Origin of the sequence: Burkholderia lata (assembly GCF_000012945.1) — a bacterium.
Classification (GTDB): Bacteria; Pseudomonadota; Gammaproteobacteria; order Burkholderiales; family Burkholderiaceae; genus Burkholderia; species Burkholderia lata.
On the sequence record NC_007510.1, the window covers coordinates 2,211,927 to 2,229,595 of the forward strand.

At 65.5% G+C, this 17,669-nt stretch carries 19 protein-coding genes and 1 pseudogene; 8 read left to right on the forward strand and 12 right to left on the reverse strand.

Annotation, left to right across the window (positions count from 1 at the left end):
• The first annotated feature begins 3 nt into the window (after positions 1 to 3).
• On the forward strand, positions 4 to 465 hold the full coding sequence (locus BCEP18194_RS15880; RefSeq protein WP_006756046.1) for a peroxiredoxin: 462 nt from the start codon (positions 4 to 6) through the stop codon (positions 463 to 465).
• 192 nt (positions 466 to 657) lie between these two features.
• On the opposite strand, the pseudogene BCEP18194_RS42090 reads toward BCEP18194_RS15880, so the two are convergent.
• A pseudogene (locus BCEP18194_RS42090) lies at positions 658 to 902 on the reverse strand (hypothetical protein); the annotation flags it as partial.
• On the opposite strand from BCEP18194_RS42090, the gene BCEP18194_RS15885 reads away from it, so the two are divergent.
• A complete protein-coding gene (locus BCEP18194_RS15885; RefSeq protein WP_011352309.1) occupies positions 798 to 2,600 on the forward strand; it encodes a PhoH family protein in 1,803 nt (600 codons plus the stop codon). The pseudogene BCEP18194_RS42090 and the gene BCEP18194_RS15885 sit on opposite strands and share 105 nt — an antisense overlap.
• A 240-nt stretch (positions 2,601 to 2,840) precedes the next feature.
• Positions 2,841 to 3,935: a C40 family peptidase gene (locus BCEP18194_RS15890; RefSeq protein WP_011352310.1), complete on the forward strand. Its 1,095-nt coding sequence runs from the start codon at positions 2,841 to 2,843 to the stop codon at positions 3,933 to 3,935.
• Between the two features lie 138 nt (positions 3,936 to 4,073).
• Here the strand turns inward: BCEP18194_RS15890 and BCEP18194_RS15895 are convergent, their stop codons facing one another.
• From BCEP18194_RS15895 to BCEP18194_RS15940, 10 genes are all read right to left on the reverse strand, one after another.
• Positions 4,074 to 5,084: an inorganic phosphate transporter gene (locus BCEP18194_RS15895; protein ID WP_011352311.1), complete on the reverse strand. Its 1,011-nt coding sequence runs from the start codon at positions 5,082 to 5,084 to the stop codon at positions 4,074 to 4,076.
• Between the two features lie 10 nt (positions 5,085 to 5,094).
• Positions 5,095 to 5,721, reverse strand: coding sequence for a DUF47 domain-containing protein (locus tag BCEP18194_RS15900; protein WP_011352312.1), 627 nt, complete (start codon positions 5,719 to 5,721; stop codon positions 5,095 to 5,097).
• A gap of 140 nt (positions 5,722 to 5,861) precedes the next feature.
• Positions 5,862 to 7,244, reverse strand: a complete 1,383-nt coding sequence (locus tag BCEP18194_RS15905; RefSeq protein WP_011352313.1) for a replicative DNA helicase — start codon at positions 7,242 to 7,244, stop codon at positions 5,862 to 5,864.
• A gap of 139 nt (positions 7,245 to 7,383) precedes the next feature.
• Positions 7,384 to 7,836: a 50S ribosomal protein L9 gene (gene rplI, locus BCEP18194_RS15910; protein ID WP_011352314.1), complete on the reverse strand. Its 453-nt coding sequence runs from the start codon at positions 7,834 to 7,836 to the stop codon at positions 7,384 to 7,386.
• A 27-nt stretch (positions 7,837 to 7,863) separates the two neighbouring features.
• Entirely contained in the window at positions 7,864 to 8,139 is a 276-nt protein-coding gene (rpsR, locus tag BCEP18194_RS15915) for a 30S ribosomal protein S18 (RefSeq protein ID WP_006486248.1), read from the reverse strand.
• Positions 8,140 to 8,143: 4 nt separating this feature from the next.
• On the reverse strand, positions 8,144 to 8,443 hold the full coding sequence (gene priB / locus BCEP18194_RS15920; RefSeq protein ID WP_006486250.1) for a primosomal replication protein N: 300 nt from the start codon (positions 8,441 to 8,443) through the stop codon (positions 8,144 to 8,146).
• 40 nt (positions 8,444 to 8,483) lie between these two features.
• Entirely contained in the window at positions 8,484 to 8,858 is a 375-nt protein-coding gene (rpsF, locus tag BCEP18194_RS15925; protein ID WP_006402295.1) for a 30S ribosomal protein S6, read from the reverse strand.
• Between the two features lie 243 nt (positions 8,859 to 9,101).
• On the reverse strand, positions 9,102 to 10,004 hold the full coding sequence (locus BCEP18194_RS15930) for an anti-sigma factor family protein (RefSeq protein ID WP_011352315.1): 903 nt from the start codon (positions 10,002 to 10,004) through the stop codon (positions 9,102 to 9,104).
• Entirely contained in the window at positions 9,994 to 10,635 is a 642-nt protein-coding gene (locus tag BCEP18194_RS15935) for an RNA polymerase sigma factor (protein ID WP_011352316.1), read from the reverse strand. Before BCEP18194_RS15935 ends, BCEP18194_RS15930 begins: the two co-directional genes overlap by 11 nt.
• Before the next feature lie 178 nt (positions 10,636 to 10,813).
• The gene (locus tag BCEP18194_RS15940; protein WP_011352317.1) at positions 10,814 to 11,725 is read right to left on the reverse strand and encodes a LysR family transcriptional regulator; all 912 of its coding nucleotides are present in this window, start codon (positions 11,723 to 11,725) and stop codon (positions 10,814 to 10,816) included.
• Positions 11,726 to 11,897: 172 nt separating this feature from the next.
• On the opposite strand from BCEP18194_RS15940, the gene gcl reads away from it, so the two are divergent.
• The 5 genes from gcl to lysM all read left to right on the forward strand — a co-directional run bounded on the left by gcl (position 11,898) and on the right by lysM (position 16,398).
• Positions 11,898 to 13,673 carry a glyoxylate carboligase gene (gcl, locus tag BCEP18194_RS15945; protein WP_011352318.1) on the forward strand — a complete coding sequence of 592 codons (1,776 nt, stop codon included), beginning with the start codon at positions 11,898 to 11,900 and terminating at the stop codon, positions 13,671 to 13,673.
• 43 nt (positions 13,674 to 13,716) lie between these two features.
• Entirely contained in the window at positions 13,717 to 14,526 is an 810-nt protein-coding gene (gene hyi / locus BCEP18194_RS15950) for a hydroxypyruvate isomerase (RefSeq protein WP_011352319.1), read from the forward strand.
• Positions 14,527 to 14,567: 41 nt separating this feature from the next.
• Positions 14,568 to 15,461, forward strand: coding sequence for a 2-hydroxy-3-oxopropionate reductase (locus tag BCEP18194_RS15955; protein ID WP_011352320.1), 894 nt, complete (start codon positions 14,568 to 14,570; stop codon positions 15,459 to 15,461).
• 329 nt (positions 15,462 to 15,790) lie between these two features.
• A complete protein-coding gene (locus BCEP18194_RS42255; protein WP_277399336.1) occupies positions 15,791 to 15,916 on the forward strand; it encodes a hypothetical protein in 126 nt (41 codons plus the stop codon).
• A gap of 11 nt (positions 15,917 to 15,927) precedes the next feature.
• Positions 15,928 to 16,398, forward strand: coding sequence for a peptidoglycan-binding protein LysM (gene lysM, locus BCEP18194_RS15960; RefSeq protein ID WP_011352321.1), 471 nt, complete (start codon positions 15,928 to 15,930; stop codon positions 16,396 to 16,398).
• Between the two features lie 101 nt (positions 16,399 to 16,499).
• On the opposite strand, the gene BCEP18194_RS15965 is transcribed toward lysM, so the two are convergent.
• Complete coding sequence (locus tag BCEP18194_RS15965; RefSeq protein ID WP_011352322.1) at positions 16,500 to 17,522, reverse strand: asparaginase; 1,023 nt, start codon at positions 17,520 to 17,522, stop codon at positions 16,500 to 16,502.
• Positions 17,523 to 17,669 lie beyond the last annotated feature (147 nt).

The following is a 17,669-nucleotide window of genomic DNA, read 5'->3' on the forward strand; positions in this document are numbered from 1 at the left end:
CACGTGTCCGTCGAAGTTGACCGTCAAGTTCCCGATTTCACCGCACCGGCTACGGGCGGCGACATTTCGCTGTCCGACCTGAAGGGCAAGAAACTCGTGCTGTACTTCTATCCGAAGGACAACACGCCGGGCTGCACGACCGAAGGGCTGCAGTTCCGCGATCTCTATCCGAAGTTCAAGAAAGCCGGTGCGGAAGTCATCGGCGTGTCGCGCGACAGCCTGCGCTCGCATGACAATTTCAAGGCAAAGCTCGAGCTGCCGTTCCCGCTGATTTCCGATGCCGACGAAGCGCTGTGCGCGCTGTTCGATGTCATCAAGATGAAGAAAATGTATGGCAAGGAAGTGCGCGGAATCGAGCGCTCGACGTTCCTGATCGACGCCGACGGCGTGCTTCGCCAGGCATGGCGCGGCATCAAGGTACCGGGCCATGTGGACGACGTGCTAAGTGCTGTACAAGCGCTTTGAGGCGCGTTATATTGGGCCGCAATGAATGCCAGTTCGCCCCATATTTCTCGTAGCTGCGCCGGTGCTCGTTGCGATGCTTGCCGGCACCTGACGCGCATTACGACGGTATCAGCCGAGCCGCATGCCTCTATCGACGAGGCAGCGGCTTTTTTTATGGATTGCGCGCCGGCCCTCGGTCCGGCCCTCACCGCGTCAAGGAGCTGATCGACACTTAGGCGAACCGGCTAGACGAACTTCCTGTGCGCCACCGCGCGCAAACTGCATGCGTCTACGTCACGCAGGATGCGATCAGCGGCGCACGCCATGCGACACGATTCCTCCCGAGGGACACCATGCCTTTGCCTACTCCCCCCAGCAAGCTCGGCAGCCTGCTGCCGCCCGACGAATACAAGGCGAAAGCGCGGCCCGCGAAAGCCGCGAAGAAATCCGCCGAAGGGGACGCATCCACAGCCGGTGACTTTGGTCCGGCGAGCGTGGCCCAACCGATGACCGAAGCCGCGAACACGGCAGCGCCACTGCGCGCCGTCGCGTCTTCGACGCAAGATGCCGCAAGCACACCCGCACGTGGCCGCAAGACGAAACAGACGGCTGCACTGCTGCAGCCGATGCCGGCGCCCGCCGAACCCGCGGCACCGGTCGTTGCACGCAACGATAAACCGGCTGCCGACAAACCGGCCGCCGCACCCGCGCGCGATACCGGCGCCGCGACGAAGTCGCGCAGCCGCAAGCCCGCCGAAGCCGAACTGCAGAAACTGTTCGTGCTCGACACCAACGTGCTGATGCACGACCCGAGCAGCCTCTTCCGCTTCGAGGAACACGACGTCTATCTGCCGATGATGACGCTCGAGGAACTCGACAACCACAAGAAGGGGATGTCCGAAGTCGCGCGCAACGCACGCCAGGTCAGCCGCACGCTCGACGCGCTCGTCGCCGATGCCGGCGCGATCACGGCCGGCATTCCGCTGTCGCGCCTCGGCAGCCGCGAGGCGCTCGGCCGCCTGTACTTCCAGACGAAGCTCGCCGACATCGCGCCCGTCGAAGGTTTGCCTGAAGGCAAGGCCGACAACCAGATCCTCGGCGTCGTGCGCGCGCTGCAGCGCGACCGTCCCGATCGCCAGGTCGTGCTGGTGTCGAAAGACATCAACATGCGGATCAAGGCGCACGCGCTCGGCCTGCCCGCGGAAGACTACTTCAACGACCAGGTACTCGAGGATTCGGATCTCCTGTACAACGGCGTACGCGAACTGCCGCAGGACTTCTGGACCAAGCATGCGAAGGGCATGGAGAGCTGGCAGGACACGAAGACGGGCACCACGTACTACCGCGTGACCGGCCCGCTCGTCGCGTCGATGCTCGTCAACGAGTTCGTCTATCTCGAGCCGCAGAACGGCGAGCCGACGTTCCATGCGATCGTCCGCGAACTGAACGGCAAGACGGCGCTGCTGCAGACGCTGCGCGACTACAGCCACCACAAGAACAACGTGTGGGGCATCACCGCGCGCAACCGCGAGCAGAATTTCGCGCTGAACCTGCTGATGAACCCCGAGATCGACTTCGTCACGCTGCTCGGCCAGGCCGGTACCGGCAAGACGCTCGTCGCGCTCGCGGCCGGCCTCGCGCAGGTGCTCGACGACAAGCGCTACAACGAGATCATCGTGACGCGCGCGACCGTGCCTGTCGGCGAGGACATCGGTTTCCTGCCCGGTACCGAGGAAGAGAAGATGCAGCCGTGGATGGGCGCATTCGACGACAACCTCGAAGTGCTGCAGAAGACCGACGACGCTGCCGGCGAATGGGGCCGTGCCGCAACGCAGGAGCTGATCCGTTCGCGCCTGAAGGTGAAGAGCATGAACTTCATGCGCGGCCGTACGTTCGTCGACAAGTACCTGATCATCGACGAAGCGCAGAACCTGACGCCGAAGCAGATGAAGACGCTCGTCACGCGCGCGGGCCCGGGCACGAAGATCGTGTGCCTCGGCAACATCGCGCAGATCGACACGCCTTACCTGACCGAAGGCAGCTCGGGGCTCACGTACGTCGTCGACCGCTTCAAGGGCTGGGGCCACAGCGGCCACGTGACGCTCGCACGCGGCGAACGCTCGCGACTCGCCGACTACGCGTCGGACATCCTGTAACGCGACAGGCCGGCCCGTCGGCCGGCTTCGACGCAACGCAAAGCGGCGCTCCTTTCCGGAGCGCCGTTTTTATTTGGGGTCGAAAACGCAAGTAACACATCGTCACGCAACAACCCGGTTTACGCGCGAAACTTCAAGTAAATTCTCAAGAATGGTTGCTTAAGCCCCGCCGGAGCGTCTACCATCGGGTCTGTCTGTTGTCATACGATTCGCGAGCGCGCCGCGCTTGCCCGCCTTGCCATGCTTCGAATCTGGGTTCCCGTTGCTGTCGTTTCACTGCTTGCGGCCTGCTCCAGCGTGCCGCCGCAGTCGGCATCGCGCCCCGCCTCGGGCATGAAGATCACGACACCGCGCGCATTCCCCGCCCCCGCCAATTTCCCGAAGTTCGTCGATCACAGCGTCGGCCAGGAAGAAATCTCGATCCAGGCGATGAGCCTCGTCGGCGTCCCGTATCGCTGGGGCGGCAACACGCCGACCAGCGGCTTCGACTGCAGCGGGCTCGTGCGCTACGTGATCGGCCGTGCGGCCGACGTGAACCTGCCGCGCACGACGGCCGACATGAGCGGCCGCGGCGTGTCGATCGATCCCGACCAGATCGCGCCGGGCGACCTGATCTTCTTCAATACGACCGGGCGGCCGCATTCGCACGTCGGCATCTATGTCGGCAAGCTGCGCTTCGTCAACGCACCGTCGACGGGCGGCACCGTGCGGCTCGACTACCTGACGAATCCTTACTGGGCCAAGCGTTTCGACGGCATTCGCCGCGTCGTGCCGCCGCGCGGGGCGCCTACGCCGTTCGATGCGCCGACCTATGAAGCCAAGCGTGACGAGCCGCGCAGCGCGCCCGTCGTGGCGCCCGCCCCGGTGGTCGTGACTGCCGCCGCGCCGCGGCAGCCGGCCTATACGTCGTCGCAAGCTGCTGCGACCCAGGCACCTGCACCGGTCATGCCGTCCCCGCAGGTCGTATCGACCGCAGCGGTTGCCCCCGCAGCCGCGTCGGCCGACCCGTATGAACCACCGCCGCCGCGCATGCAGGCGGCCCAGCAGCAGGCTACGTCCGTGAATGACGGTACGGGCAGCGCCGCGATGACGGCGAATGCCGCACCGGCCGGCCCGGCTGAGGCCGGCACACAGATTCCGACGACGGCGCTGACTGCCGCCCAGGCTGCTGCTTTCGATGCGGAGCCGCCGTCCGCCGCCGCCGCGGCGTCACCGCGCAGTGTCGAGCCCGCCCCCGTTCAGGTACTACGTGCGTCGACCCAATCCGCGCCCGCCAGCCCGCGCACCGCCACCGCTGACGATCCGATTGCCCGGTTCGCGAACGGAAGTTACTAGCCCGCTTCGCCCTCGCCTGCGGCCACCCGCGACCGCAGCCGCTCTTCGCCGCACCTTCCCGCACCCCAAAAGAAAATGCGCCGCAGCCTTTCGGCTTGCGGCGCATTTCATGTCCGTTCGACAGTATCGAATCGGCGATCAGAAGATCTGGTGACCGAGCCACCATCCACCGGCCGCGAACAACGCAGCCGCGGGCAGCGTCAGCACCCACGCCCACACGATGTTGCCGGCCACACCCCAGCGCACGGCCGACAGCTTCTGCGTCGCGCCGACGCCGACGATCGCGCCGGTGATCGTGTGCGTGGTCGACACAGGAATGCCGAGGAACGACGCGAGGAACAGCGTCATCGCACCGCCGGTTTCCGCACAGAAGCCACCGACCGGCTTGAGCTTCGTGATCTTCTGGCCCATCGTGCGCACGATGCGCCAGCCGCCGAACAGCGTACCGAGGCCCATCGACAGGTAGCACGCGCCGATCACCCACGCCGGCGGTGCATCGGCGGTCGCCGACGCATAGCCCGACGCGATCAGCAGCATCCAGATGATGCCGATCGTCTTCTGCGCGTCGTTGCCGCCGTGGCCGAGGCTGTACAGCCCGGCCGACAGCAGCTGCAGCCGGCGGAAGCGCCGGTCGACCTTGCTGGGCGCGGTACGGAAATACAGCCACGACACGCCGAGCATGAACAGCGAGCCGAGGATGAAGCCGAGCAGCGGCGAGATGAAGATGAACGCGATGGTCTTCAGCAGCCCGTCGATGTTCAGCGAGCTCCAGCCCGACTTGGCGAGCGCCGCGCCGACGAGGCCGCCGATCAGCGCATGCGACGAGCTCGACGGGATCCCGTAGTACCACGTGATCACGTTCCAGCCGATCGCACCGACGAGCGCACCGAACACGACGTAGTGGTCGACGATCTCGGGATCGATCGTGCCTTTACCGACGGTCTGCGCGACTTTCAGGTGAAAGATGAAATACGCGATGACGTTGAACGCCGCCGCGAACACGACGGCCTGCTGGGGTTTCAGCACCCCGGTGGACACGACGGTGGCGATCGAGTTCGCCGCGTCGTGAAAGCCGTTCATGAAGTCGAATACGAGCGCGACGAGCACCAGCGTCGCGACCATCCATAGGGCGAGTTGTATCGAATGCATCGTGGTCCGCTCAGGCGTTTTCCAGCACGATGCCTTCGATGATGTTCGCGACGTCCTCGCACTTGTCGGTGATCTCTTCGAGCAGCTCGTAGATCGCCTTCAGCTTGATGAGCGTCTTCACGTCGTCTTCCTCGCGGAACAGCTTCGACATCGCCGCGCGCAGCACGCGATCGGCTTCCGACTCCCAGCGGTCGATCTCCTCGCACTGCTTGAGGATCTGCGCCGACTGCTTCATGTCGGACAGCATCGCAACGGCCTGCTGAACGTGCTGGGCCGACTGCGTGACGATGTGCGCGAGCTGGCTCGCTTCCGACGTGACGGCACGCACGTCGTACAGCGACACGGCCGTCGCGACGTCCTCCATCAGGTCGAGGATGTCGTCCATCGTCGTGATCAGCTTGTGGATCTCGTCGCGATCGAGCGGCGTGATGAAAGTCTTGTGCAGCAGATCGATCGCTTCGTGCGTGAGCTTGTCGGCGGCCTTCTCGGCGGTTTGCACGTTTTGCTTGTGAATCTCGGCGTCGGCGAGATTGTCGATCAGCAGTTCGAGCTCGCGGCCACCGGAAACGATGTACTTCGCGTGCGCATTGAAGAGTTCAAAGAACTTGCCCTCGGTGGGCATGAATCGACCGAACATGGGATTCCTGAGAGATTGTCAAACTACTGTCACGAAAACGGGCGACATTGTACCGTTATTCGGTCGTGCCGCGACGCGCGCACATGCGCGCGCCGGGATTGGATACAACGTTTGGCGATTTAGGGCTTTACAAACCGGCGTTACTCGCCGTAGAACGTCTGCGCCCCTGCAAAGTTGTCGAACTTCGTGTATTGCCCCAGGAACGTGAGGCGAACGGGGCCGATCGGGCCGTTACGCTGCTTGCCGATGATGATCTCGGCCGTGCCCTTGTCGGGGCTGTCCGGGTTGTAGACTTCGTCGCGGTAGATGAACAGGATCACGTCCGCGTCCTGTTCGATTGCGCCTGATTCACGCAAATCCGACATCACCGGACGCTTGTTCGGACGCTGCTCGAGGCCGCGGTTCAGCTGCGACAGCGCGATCACCGGCACGTCCAGTTCCTTCGCGAGACTCTTCAGCGATCGCGAGATTTCCGAGATTTCGGTCGCGCGGTTCTCGCCCTGCGACGAACCCGACATCAGCTGCAGGTAGTCGACGATGATCAGGCCGAGCTTGCCGCATTGCCGCGCAAGACGCCGCGCGCGCGAGCGCAATTCCATCGGGTTCAGGCCACCGGTTTCGTCGATGAAGAGCTGTGCCTCGCTCATCTTCTGCACCGCGTGCGTCAGCTTCGGCCAATCCTCGTCCGTCAGGCGCCCCGTCCGCATCCGGTGCTGGTCGAGCCGGCCGATCGAGCCGAGCATACGCATCACGAGCTGGGTGCCCGGCATTTCCATCGAGAACACCGCGACCGGCAGCCCGTACTCGACCGCCACGTATTCGCCGATGTTCATCGAGAACGCGGTCTTACCCATCGACGGACGCCCTGCGACGATGATCAGTTCGCCACCGTGCATCCCGGACGTCATCCGGTCGAGGTCGACGAAGCCCGTCGGGGTGCCCGTGACGTCACTCGGATTTGCCGTGTGGTACAGCGTATCGATGCGCTCGACGACCTGCGTGAGCAGCGGACCGATCTCGAGGAAGCCCTGGTTGCCGCGCGCGCCATCCTCGGCGATCGAGAACACCTTCGACTCGGCCTCGTCGAGCAGCTGACGGACTTCCTTGCCTTGCGGGTTGAACGCATCGGCCGAGATTTCGTCGGCGACCGACACGAGCCGGCGCAGCACCGCGCGGTCGCGCACGATTTCCGCATAGCGGCGGATGTTCGCCGCGCTCGGCGTGTTCTGTGCGAGGGCATTCAGGTACGCGAGCCCGCCGACGTCGTCGGCCTTGCCGGACGTGGTCAGCGCTTCGTACACGGTCACGACGTCGGCCGGGCGCGTCGACGCGATCAGGCGGCCGATGTGCTCGTAGATGATCCGGTGGTCATAGCGGTAGAAGTCGCCCTGCGACAGGAAGTCGGCAATCCGGTCCCAGGCCGCGTTGTCGAGCAACAGGCCGCCGAGCACCGACTGCTCGGCTTCGACCGAATGCGGCGGGACTTTCAGCGATTCGATTTGAGGATCTTGCGGCGCGTTCATGGGTTGGGATTATCGCGAATTACACAGGACGGCGCCATACCGGCCACCAGCGAGCGGGCAATAAAAAAGGCAGGCCCCGGTTGCCCGGGCGCCTGCCCTTGTCCGGACGGCGGAAGCCGCCCGGAAAGCTTGCGTACGCTTACGCGTGGTCGCCGATCACGTTGATCGTGATGTCGACGACGACGTCCGTATGCAGCGCAACCTGGACGCTGTGCTCGCCGATCATCTTCAGCGGGCCTTCCGGCATGCGAACTTGCAGCTTCTCGACTTCGAAACCTGCCTTCTTCAGCAGTTCCGCGACGTCGCCGTTCGTGACCGAGCCGAACAGACGGCCGTCAACGCCCGACTTCTGCGTGATTTCGAACGACTGGCCGTTCAGCTTCTCGCCGACTGCCTGCGATGCTGCCAGCTTTTCAGCGGCGATCTTTTCGAGTTCAGCGCGGCGAACTTCGAATTCGGCGATCGCTTCCTTCGTTGCACGGCGAGCCTTGCGGTTCGGGATCAGGAAGTTGCGAGCGTAACCGTCCTTGACCTTGACGATGTCGCCGAGGTTACCCAGATTGGCGACTTTTTCCAACAGAATGATTTGCATTCGAATTCTCCTTATTGCGTCGCCTGATTACGCCTTGTGCTGATCGGTGTACGGCAGCAGCGCGAGGAAACGCGCACGCTTGATGGCCGTATCCAGCTGACGCTGATAGTGCGCCTTCGTACCCGTCAGACGAGCCGGCGTGATCTTGCCGTTTTCGCCGATGAAGTCCTTCAGCGTTTCCGTGTCCTTGTAGTCGATCTGCTCGACGCCTGCAGCCGTGAAACGGCAGAACTTCTTGCGCTTGAAGAGCGGGTTTTGTTGCTGACGACGCTTGTCGAATTTCTTACCAGTCGGGCGGGGCATGATTTCAGTCCTTTCCAATGTCCTGCAATGCTGTGATGTGAAACACCAAGGTTCTCGCGTTGCGGCTTTTCTTTGCCAGGAAGCCCGTGAACAGCGTTTCGACGCCCATTTCACGACTTTCCAGCTTGCCGCTCGCCTCACCGGCCGCCACCGCCTCGATCGTCATTTCGACCTGACGGGGAATGCCTGCTTCGACGACTTCCGTGCGGTGATGCAATGTGGCGCTTGCGATCGGAACACCAGCCGGCGTATATCGCACCGGCGCGCGTTCGACGACGCTTGCCGTCAATTGCAACCTGTTCACGTGAGTGACGCGCTCCTTGATGGCTTAATGAATGACGAACTTAAGCCTGCGCTTCGGTCGGCTGAGCTGCAGCCGCCTTCTTGGCTTCTTCGCGCTGAACTTCCTTCATCATCGGCGACGGGCCGGTTTCGGCCTTCTTCATCTTGACGATGAGGTGACGCAGCACGGCGTCGTTGAACTTGAACGCGTGTTCGAGTTCGTCGAGCGTCGTCTGGTCGCACTCGATGTTCATGCAGACGTAGTGAGCCTTCGCGAGTTTCTCGATCATGTAGGCCAGTTGGCGACGGCCCCAGTCTTCGACACGGTGGATCTGACCGCCGTGCGACGTGATCGTGGTCTTGTAACGCTCGATCATCGCGGGCACTTGCTCGCTTTGATCGGGGTGCACGATGAATACGATTTCGTAATGACGCATTACACACTCCTTGTGGATTAAAGCCACCCGGGCGTCTGAACCGGTGTGGCAAGTGAGAAGCCGAAGATTCTAACCCGGATACGGGGCGCATGCAAGACCAATCGACGATTCGCGTGCGGATTCGGCCGTGTTTTCAAAGACTTGAAGGGGGCGCCCGGCAAGCGGGCCACCTTTCGGCCCGTTTTCCCGGTCAGGGTCGGAACAGAGATGCGCGGCGGGCCCGCAGCCCGCGCCGCCATGCCGTCACTCGGTGCGCGTGACGCCGAGCCGCGCATCGAGCGCGGTCCTGAACGCCGCGAGCGCCGACGGCTCGGCATCGGTCACGGCCCACCACGTCATCCCGGCCGCGTCCCAGCGGTCGAGCGCATAACCCTGCGACACGGTCGAGTACGGCGCCCCCGGCCCTTCCCCGGCCGGCCGCACGTAGACGTCGATCACGTGCTGCCGGTAACGGTAGACGAGCACCGCGACGCGACGCCGCCCGACGTAGTCGAGCCGGCCGCCGACCAGCGCGAAGCCGTCCGTCGCAAGATCCTCGACCGGCGGCGCATAGTCGATCCGGCCGTTGAACCACGGCTTGACCGTGTGCCGATCGGTCGAGATCACGTCGATGTCGCGCGCCGACAGGTCGGCCCGCACATGGCTCGACACGAGTTCGTCGACCGTGCGGTCGGTGTCGGCGTGACGCGCCGACAATGCCATCCCGCCCGCCGCGGCAACCGCCACCAGCAGCGCGACGCCCCAGCCGAGTCCCGGCAGCGCGGCGACCCGCGGCCCCGTGCCGGCCGACGCCGGGCGTGCCGACCCGCCTTGATCGGTCAGCCACGAGAACCAGCGGCGACCACGCGGACGCGGCTGCGCCTGCGGCTGTGACCGCGGTTCGGGCTGCGGCTCCGCCCGCGCGGGTTCGCGCACGGGCGCATCGGCCGCGGCCGGCAGGCTCGCGAGAATGCGGGCCCGCAACGCATCCGGCGCACGGTGATAGTCGGCCTGACGCACGGCCTGCACCAGCGTGACGATCCGCGCGCGTTCACGGCGGCACGCTTCGCACCCTTCGACATGCTGCTGGACCCGCAACGCATCGGGCGCCGACAGCTCGCGGTCGACGTCCGCGTCCAGCAACGCTCGCGCTTCGTTACAGTCCATCGATAGCCTCCGATGCGGTTCCGCCAGCCGGCGTACGGCCCGGCCTGCCTTCGGCCGCCGGTGCCGGCGGGCCACCCAGCAGCGCGGCAAGCTTGCGCCGGCCGCGTGCGAGCCGCGACATCACCGTGCCGACCGGCACGTCCGCGATCGCCGCAATCTCGCGGTAACTCAGGTCCTCCATCTCGCGCAGCACGAGCACCTCGCGGTATTCGGGCGGCAGCTTCGCGAGCGCTTCATTCACGAGCCGCACGTTCTCGCCGCGCAGCAGGTGCGCGAGCGGATCGTCGGTCGCCGGTTGCCAGTCGTCGGGCACGTCGGTGTCGTCGAGCGTGTCGGGCAGCGCAACCTCGTGCGCATGCGTGCGGCGCCTCCACTCGGTGTACCAGGTGTGGCGCACGATCGTCAGCAGCCACGGCCGCGCGTTGTCGCCGCGACACGAATCGACGAAGCGCAGCGCGCGCATGCACGCGTCCTGGACGACGTCGTCCGCATCGCCGGCGCTGCCGCTCAGCCAGCGCGCGAGGTTGTACGCGGCGTCGAGATGCGGCAGCACGAGCACGCGAAACCGCTCGCCGCGCGCAACCGCGTCGTCCGCCGACCGCTCATCGACTGCCTGTCCGGCTTGCCCCACATGGCCTCCCTGGTCCCGGCGGCCGAAGCCGCGCCCGTTCCGGGCACGGTGCCCGGACAGACCGGCAACGTGCGCGCTCGATGACCTTACCGTCGTTGCGTCGAGTTTATTCCCGCGCCGCGCGCCCGAAGCGTAAATAAATCGTCGAACAGCCCGGTGGCCGGGCCGTCCGCGCCGGTTACGGCGTGGTGCTCCAGTAGCCGGGGCTCGCGTAAGCGGCGCGCAGGTAGTCGATGAAGTAGCGCACGCGCGCCGGCACGTAGCGCTGCTGCGGGTAGACCGCGAGGATGTCGTAGTCGGGCAGCGCATACTCGTCGAGCACGGTCTCGAGCGCGCCCGTCTCGAGCTGCGCGGCGATTTCCCACGTCGAGCGCCAGCCGAGCCCGAGACCCTCGGCGACCCAGCGGTGCAGCAGCTCGCCGTCGTTGCAGTCGAGATTGCCGGCCACGCGCATCGTCGCGATCTTGCCGTGGCGCTGGAAATACCAGCCGCGGTTCTGCCCGCCCTGCAGGTTGAACGCCAGGCAGTTGTGCTTGAGCAGATCGTCGAGCGACTTCGGCCGGCCGTGCCGGCGGAAATACTCGGGCGTGCCGCATACGACTCGCCGGTTCGACGCGAGCTTCACCGCGACGAAGTTCGGATCGACGGCCCCGCCGATCCGGATCGACAGGTCGTAGCCCTCGCGCACGAGATCGACGACGCGGTCGGTCAGGTTGAACGACAGCTGCATCTCGGGCTTGTCGACCAGAAAGCCGGGGGCGTGCGGCGCGACGTGCTTGCGCCCGAACGCAGCCGGTGCGGACACGATCAGGTGCCCGCTGACCGCCCGCCGCCCGGCGGCCAGCTCGTTCTCGGCCTGGTCCCATTCGGACAGGAGGCCGCGGCAGCGCTCGAGGAACGCGGCGCCCTCCTCGCTGACCACCAGCCGCCGCGTCGAGCGGTACATCAGCTTCACGCCAAGACGCTTTTCGAGCGCGTCGATGCGCCGCCCGAGCACCACCGGCGACACGCCCTCCTCGAGCGCCGCCGCCGCGAGGCTGCCGGCATCGGCCACCCGCACGAACGTCTCGATCTGCTTGAAGCGATCCATCTCCTGTCTCCGTCTCTGTTCCGGCACCGGCGGAAAGCCCCGCCCGGCCGTCATTCCATACTTTTAGTTTCGAAAAAAGCGACTCCGGCTGATCTTATCAAACCTTTCCTGCATCCCTAAAGTGTCCTCAACAGACCCATTTGCAAGATCCACCCCATTCAAGGAGACATTCATGGCCAAGATGAGAGCCGTCGACGCAGCTGTGCTCGTGCTCGAGAAAGAAGGCATCCAGACCGCGTTCGGCGTGCCGGGCGCAGCGATCAACCCGTTCTACTCCGCCATGCGCAAGTCGGGTGGCATCAGCCACGTGCTGGCACGCCACGTCGAAGGCGCGTCGCACATGGCCGAAGGCTTCACGCGTGCCGCCCCGGGCAACATCGGCGTGTGCATCGGCACGTCGGGCCCCGCCGGCACCGACATGATCACAGGCCTCTACTCCGCATCGGCCGACTCGATTCCGATCCTCGCGATCACGGGCCAGGCACCGCGTGCCCGCCTGTACAAGGAAGACTTCCAGGCCGTCGACATCGAATCGATCGCGAAGCCCGTCACGAAGTGGGCCGTCACCGTGCGTGAGCCGGCACTCGTGCCGCGCGTGTTCCAGCAGGCATTCCACCTGATGCGCTCGGGCCGTCCGGGCCCGGTGCTGGTCGACCTGCCGATCGACGTGCAGCTCGCCGAAATCGAATTCGACATCGACACGTATGAACCGCTGCCGGTCTACAAGCCCGCGGCCACCCGCGCGCAGATCGAGAAGGCGCTCACGATGCTCAACGACGCGGACAAGCCGCTGATCGTGTCGGGCGGCGGCGTGCTCAACGCAGCGGCCGAAGACCTGCTCGTCCAGTTCGCCGAAACGATCGGCGTGCCGGTGATCCCGACGCTGATGTCGTGGGGCGCGATTCCGGACGACCACCCGCTGATGGCCGGCATGGTCGGCCTGCAGACGTCGCACCGCTACGGCAACGCCACGATGCTCGCGTCCGACTTCGTGCTCGGCATCGGCAACCGCTGGGCGAACCGCCACACGGGCAGCGTCGAGGTCTACACGAAGGGCCGCAAGTTCGTGCACGTCGACATCGAGCCGACGCAGATCGGCCGCGTGTTCGGCCCGGATCTCGGCATCGTGTCGGACGCGAAGGCCGCGCTCGAGCTGTTCGTCGCCGTCGCACAGGAATGGAAGGCCGCCGGCAAGCTGAAGGACCGCAGCGCATGGGTCGCCGACTGCCAGGAACGCAAGCGCACGCTGCAACGCAAGACGCACTTCGACAACGTGCCGGTCAAGCCGCAGCGCGTGTACGAAGAGATGAACAAGGTGTTCGGCCGCGATACGTGCTACGTCAGCACGATCGGCTTGTCGCAGATCGCCGCCGCGCAGTTCCTGCACGTGTTCAAGGCGCGTAACTGGATCAACTGCGGCCAGGCCGGCCCGCTCGGCTGGACGATTCCCGCCGCGCTCGGCGTGCGTGCAGCGGACCCGAGCCGCCCGATCGTCGCGCTGTCCGGCGACTACGACTTCCAGTTCATGATCGAGGAACTGGCAGCCGGCGCGCAATTCAAGCTGCCGTACGTGCACGTCGTCGTGAACAACTCGTACCTCGGGCTGATCCGCCAGGCGCAGCGTGCGTTCGACATGGACTACTGCGTGCAGCTCGCGTTCGACAACGTGAACGCACCGGAACTGAACGGCTATGGCGTCGACCACGTGGCCGTCGCGGAAGGCCTCGGCTGCAAGGCGCTGCGCGTGTTCAAGCCGGAAGAGATCGAGCCGGCGCTGCGTCAGGCGCAAACGCTCGCGGAAGAGTTCAGCGTGCCGGTGGTCGTGGAAGTGATCCTCGAGCGCGTGACGAACATCTCGATGGGCACCGAAATCGACGCGATCAACGAATTCGAGGATCTCGCCGAAAAGGCCGAGCACGCACCGACCGCAATCTCGATGCTCGACTGAACCGCACGACATTTTTGACTGACCGACCGAAGAGGCTTAGCTCATGCCGAAGTTTGCTGCAAACCTGACCATGCTGTTCAACGAAGTGCCGTTCCTCGACCGCTTCAAGGCGGCCGCCGACGCGGGCTTCGACGCCGTCGAGTTCCTGTTCCCGTATCCGTACGCGAAAGAGGAACTCGCCGAGCGGCTCGAGACGCATCGCCTGCGCCTCGTGCTGCACAACCTGCCCGCCGGCAACTGGGACCAGGGCGAGCGCGGCATCGCGTGCCTGCCCGATCGCGTCGGCGAATTCCAGGAAGGTGTCGGCCGTGCGATCGAGTACGCGAAGGCGCTGAAGGTGCCGCAGCTGAACTGCCTCGTCGGCATCCCGTCGGCGAGCACGGCGCGCGACAAGACCTTCGTCACGATCGTCGACAACCTGCGCTTTGCCGCCGACGCGCTCAAGCGCGAAGGCATCCGCCTGCTCGTCGAGCCGTGCAACTGCTTCGACATCCCGGGCTTCGCGCTGAACCGCTCGTCGGAAGGGCTCGACGTGATCCGCGCGGTCGGCTCGGACAACCTGTTCCTGCAGTACGACATCTATCACATGCAGCGCATGGAAGGCGAACTGGCCGCGACGATCGAACGCAACCTCGCATCGATCGGCCACGTCCAGCTCGCGGACAACCCGGGCCGTAACGAGCCGGGCACGGGCGAGATCAACTACGCGTTCCTGTTCGCGCTGCTCGACCGGCTCGGCTATGCCGGTTACGTCGGCTGCGAGTACAAGCCCCGCACCACCACGACGGAAGGCCTCGGCTGGCTGCAAAGCGTCGCCGGCTGCGCACCGGGCTCGGCGCGTCGCGCCGCCTGAGTCACGCCCTTCCCGTTTTCAGCCCTATAGGAGACATTTACATGGCAACCATCGGTTTCATCGGCCTCGGCATCATGGGCGCGCACATGGCGCGCAACCTGCTCAAGGGCGACCACCAGCTCGTCGTGAACGGCGCGTTCCCGATCCCCGACGACCTGCGCACGAGCGCAAAGGTCGTCGCGAACTCGACCGAAGTCGCGCAGAACGCGGACATCATCGTCGTGATGGTGCCGGATACGCCGGACGTGCGTAACGTGCTGTTCGCCGACGACGGCGTCGCGAAGGGCCTGACGGCCGGCAAGCTCGTGATCGACATGAGCTCGATCTCGCCGCTCGACACGCAGGAATTCGCGAAACAGATCAACGCCCTCGGCTGCGACTACCTCGACGCACCGGTGTCCGGCGGCGAAGTCGGCGCACGCGAAGCGTCGCTGACGATCATGGTCGGCGGCCCGGAAGCGGCATTCGAGCGCGCCAAGCCGCTGTTCGAGAAGATGGGCAAGAACATCACGCTCGTCGGCGACAACGGCGCGGGCCAGACCTGCAAGGTCGCGAACCAGATCATCGTCGCGCTGAACATCGAAGCGGTCGGCGAAGCGCTGCTGTTCGCCGCGCGTTCGGGCGCCGATCCGGAGCGTGTGCGCCAGGCGCTGATGGGCGGCTTCGCCGCATCGCGCATCCTGGAAGTGCACGGCGCGCGGATGACGAAGCGCACGTTCGATCCGGGCTTCCGCATCGAGCTGCACCAGAAGGACCTGAACCTCGCGCTCGACGGCGCACGCAAGCTCGGCCTCGCACTGCCGCACACGGCCAGCGCACAGCAGCTGTTCAGCGTGTGTGCATCGCACGGCGGCAAGGCATGGGACCACTCGGCACTCGTGCGCGCGCTCGAGATCATGTCGAACTTCGAGATCGGCCAGACGCCGGCCGCGTAACACGGCTGCAACGATGCGCGTTTCCGCTGCGATGGCGGACGCGCACGACAGACACACGTGACCGGCACGGCCGGTCGCATCGATGCGCGATGCACCACGCACTCGCGCATCACGGTGGGGCGCCCCGCCCTGTACTGCCGAACGGCATGCGGGACGGGGCGAAAAACGCCGCTCTGGGCTGAGAGCGGCGTGGTGGGGTCCGCAGCGGCACCCGGCGACGCCGGGGAAGCCTTGGTCGGTCAGACGTCGTCGTCGGGTGTCCGCCTGTCGGATTTCGCGTATTACATTTCTTTACGTTCAAGCGTGCGATTTTTCATGCAATCGTCGTCATGAACGCCTACACTTTCGCCACGCCTTTCGAGAAAACCGCCGCGCTTGCGCTCACCTCCGGTGACCGCGCCCAGCGCGGTGTTTTTTTCGCCACTTCACGGCGCGTTTTCTTTTCAACCACCTAAGGAGTGCAACGATGGGTCTTCTTTCGTTTATCAAAGAGGCGGGTGAAAAACTGCTGGGTCATGCCGATGCGCAAGCAGCGGAAGATCCGAATGCCGCAAACCAGACCGCGGCCGATGCGATCAAGAACTACATCAACACGCAGGGTCTCGATACGTCGAACCTGACCGTCGCGTTCGACGGCGCATCGCGCACCGTGACGCTGTCGGGCAGCGTCGCCGACCTCGACACGAAGGCCAAGGTCAAGGTCGCGGCCGGCAACGTGCAAGGTGTCGCGGGCGTCAACGACGACGATCTGCAGCCGGACGATCCGGAAGTGCAGTACCACGACGTGAAGTCGGGCGACACGCTGTCGGCCATCGCCAAGGAAGTCTATGGCGACGCGAACAAGTACCCGGTGATCTTCGAGGCGAACAAGCCGATGCTGTCGAGCCCGGACCGGATCTACCCGGGCCAGAAGCTCGTGATTCCGCCGCAGTCCTGAGCATTGTTGCCGGACTGACGGACGCAAAAAAGGCAGGCCGATGGCCTGCCTTTTTTTCATGGTGACGCGCGCGGCCCGCGCCGCACGTATCGGTCAGCCGGTTACAGCGTATCGAACATGCGTTGCAGCGCGTCGCGACCGTCGATGCCGTTCGCGAGCGCGAGCATCAGCAGCACGCGCGCCTTGTACGGGTTCAGCGACCCCGCGCTCACGAAGCCGAGCGCATCGTCGCTCGCGGCGCCGTTGCGCATCACGTGCCCCGACCCGACGCGCGACGCGCGAACCACCGCAACGCCTGCGTTTACCGCATCGGCCAGCGCCGCCTGCAGCGTCGCATGGATCGAGCCGTTGCCGGTGCCCGCGACGACGAGACCGCGCACGCCGGCTGCAACGAGCGCATCGACGGCCGTACGCGTCACGCCCGCGTAGCTCGCGACGACTTCGACGGGCGGCCACACGGCGGCGATCGCCAGTTGCGTGTCGCGCGAACGCGTCACGCGGCGTGCGAATTCGACCCGGCCGTCCTGCACCCAGCCGAGCGCGCCGAGCTCCGGCGACTGGAATGCATCGACCGCGTAGGTGCTCGTCTTCACGACGTCGCGCGCGCCGTGGATCCGGTTGTTGAACGCGACCAGCACGCCCTGCCCGCGCGCGGACGGATGCGCAGCCACCGTCACCGCGTTCAGCAGGTTCAGCGGGCCGTCGGACGACAGCGCGGTCGCCGGGCGCATCGCGGCCGTCAGCACGACCGGCTTGTCGCCATTAACGACCAGATGCAGCGCATACGCGGTTTCCTCGAGCGTGTCGGTGCCGTGGGTGATCACGATGCCGTCGACCGCAGGATCGGCCATCAGCGCGTCGATCCGCGCGGCGAGCGCATTCCACAGCGGCAGCGCGAGATCCTTGCTGTCGATGCTGGCGATCTGCTCGGCGTCGATGCGCGCGACGGACGCGAGCGCCGGCACCGCGTCGACCAGGAAATTGACGCCGAGCGCACCGGCCTGGTAGCCGGCCGTGCTGGCCGCGTCGGGTGCGGCGCCGGCGATCGTGCCGCCGGTAGCGAGCACGGCGATGCGCGGCAGGGCCGCCGCGGACGAAGGAGATGCGGAATTCGGAGTATTCATGGCCGCGATTGTAAAGGCTTGCGGCCGGGATCCGGCAGGTTCCGGCGCGGCGATCGGGGCTGGCCGCCGCACATCATGGTTTGTCCCGATCGTTCGGCCGCACGTGCCGTCAACGGCCGTGGTGTCCGCAACGTTATAGAAAGTGCC

What these genes read in the sequence shown, in the direction of transcription:
- BCEP18194_RS15905 (WP_011352313.1), bottom strand. Translation starts at nt 7,244, where the DNA reads ATGAACGCGCCGCAAGATCCTCAAATCGAATCGCTGAAAGTCCCGCCG.
- hyi (WP_011352319.1), top strand. Translation starts at nt 13,717, where the DNA reads ATGCCGAAGTTTGCTGCAAACCTGACCATGCTGTTCAACGAAGTGCCG.
- rpsR (WP_006486248.1), bottom strand. Translation starts at nt 8,139, where the DNA reads ATGCCCCGCCCGACTGGTAAGAAATTCGACAAGCGTCGTCAGCAACAA.
- gcl (WP_011352318.1), top strand. Translation starts at nt 11,898, where the DNA reads ATGGCCAAGATGAGAGCCGTCGACGCAGCTGTGCTCGTGCTCGAGAAA.
- BCEP18194_RS15890 (WP_011352310.1), top strand. Translation starts at nt 2,841, where the DNA reads ATGCTTCGAATCTGGGTTCCCGTTGCTGTCGTTTCACTGCTTGCGGCC.
- BCEP18194_RS15955 (WP_011352320.1), top strand. Translation starts at nt 14,568, where the DNA reads ATGGCAACCATCGGTTTCATCGGCCTCGGCATCATGGGCGCGCACATG.
- BCEP18194_RS15930 (WP_011352315.1), bottom strand. Translation starts at nt 10,004, where the DNA reads ATGGACTGTAACGAAGCGCGAGCGTTGCTGGACGCGGACGTCGACCGC.
- BCEP18194_RS42255 (WP_277399336.1), top strand. Translation starts at nt 15,791, where the DNA reads ATGAACGCCTACACTTTCGCCACGCCTTTCGAGAAAACCGCCGCGCTT.
- BCEP18194_RS15885 (WP_011352309.1), top strand. Translation starts at nt 798, where the DNA reads ATGCCTTTGCCTACTCCCCCCAGCAAGCTCGGCAGCCTGCTGCCGCCC.
- lysM (WP_011352321.1), top strand. Translation starts at nt 15,928, where the DNA reads ATGGGTCTTCTTTCGTTTATCAAAGAGGCGGGTGAAAAACTGCTGGGT.
- rpsF (WP_006402295.1), bottom strand. Translation starts at nt 8,858, where the DNA reads ATGCGTCATTACGAAATCGTATTCATCGTGCACCCCGATCAAAGCGAG.
- BCEP18194_RS15965 (WP_011352322.1), bottom strand. Translation starts at nt 17,522, where the DNA reads ATGAATACTCCGAATTCCGCATCTCCTTCGTCCGCGGCGGCCCTGCCG.
- BCEP18194_RS15940 (WP_011352317.1), bottom strand. Translation starts at nt 11,725, where the DNA reads ATGGATCGCTTCAAGCAGATCGAGACGTTCGTGCGGGTGGCCGATGCC.
- BCEP18194_RS15900 (WP_011352312.1), bottom strand. Translation starts at nt 5,721, where the DNA reads ATGTTCGGTCGATTCATGCCCACCGAGGGCAAGTTCTTTGAACTCTTC.
- rplI (WP_011352314.1), bottom strand. Translation starts at nt 7,836, where the DNA reads ATGCAAATCATTCTGTTGGAAAAAGTCGCCAATCTGGGTAACCTCGGC.
- BCEP18194_RS15895 (WP_011352311.1), bottom strand. Translation starts at nt 5,084, where the DNA reads ATGCATTCGATACAACTCGCCCTATGGATGGTCGCGACGCTGGTGCTC.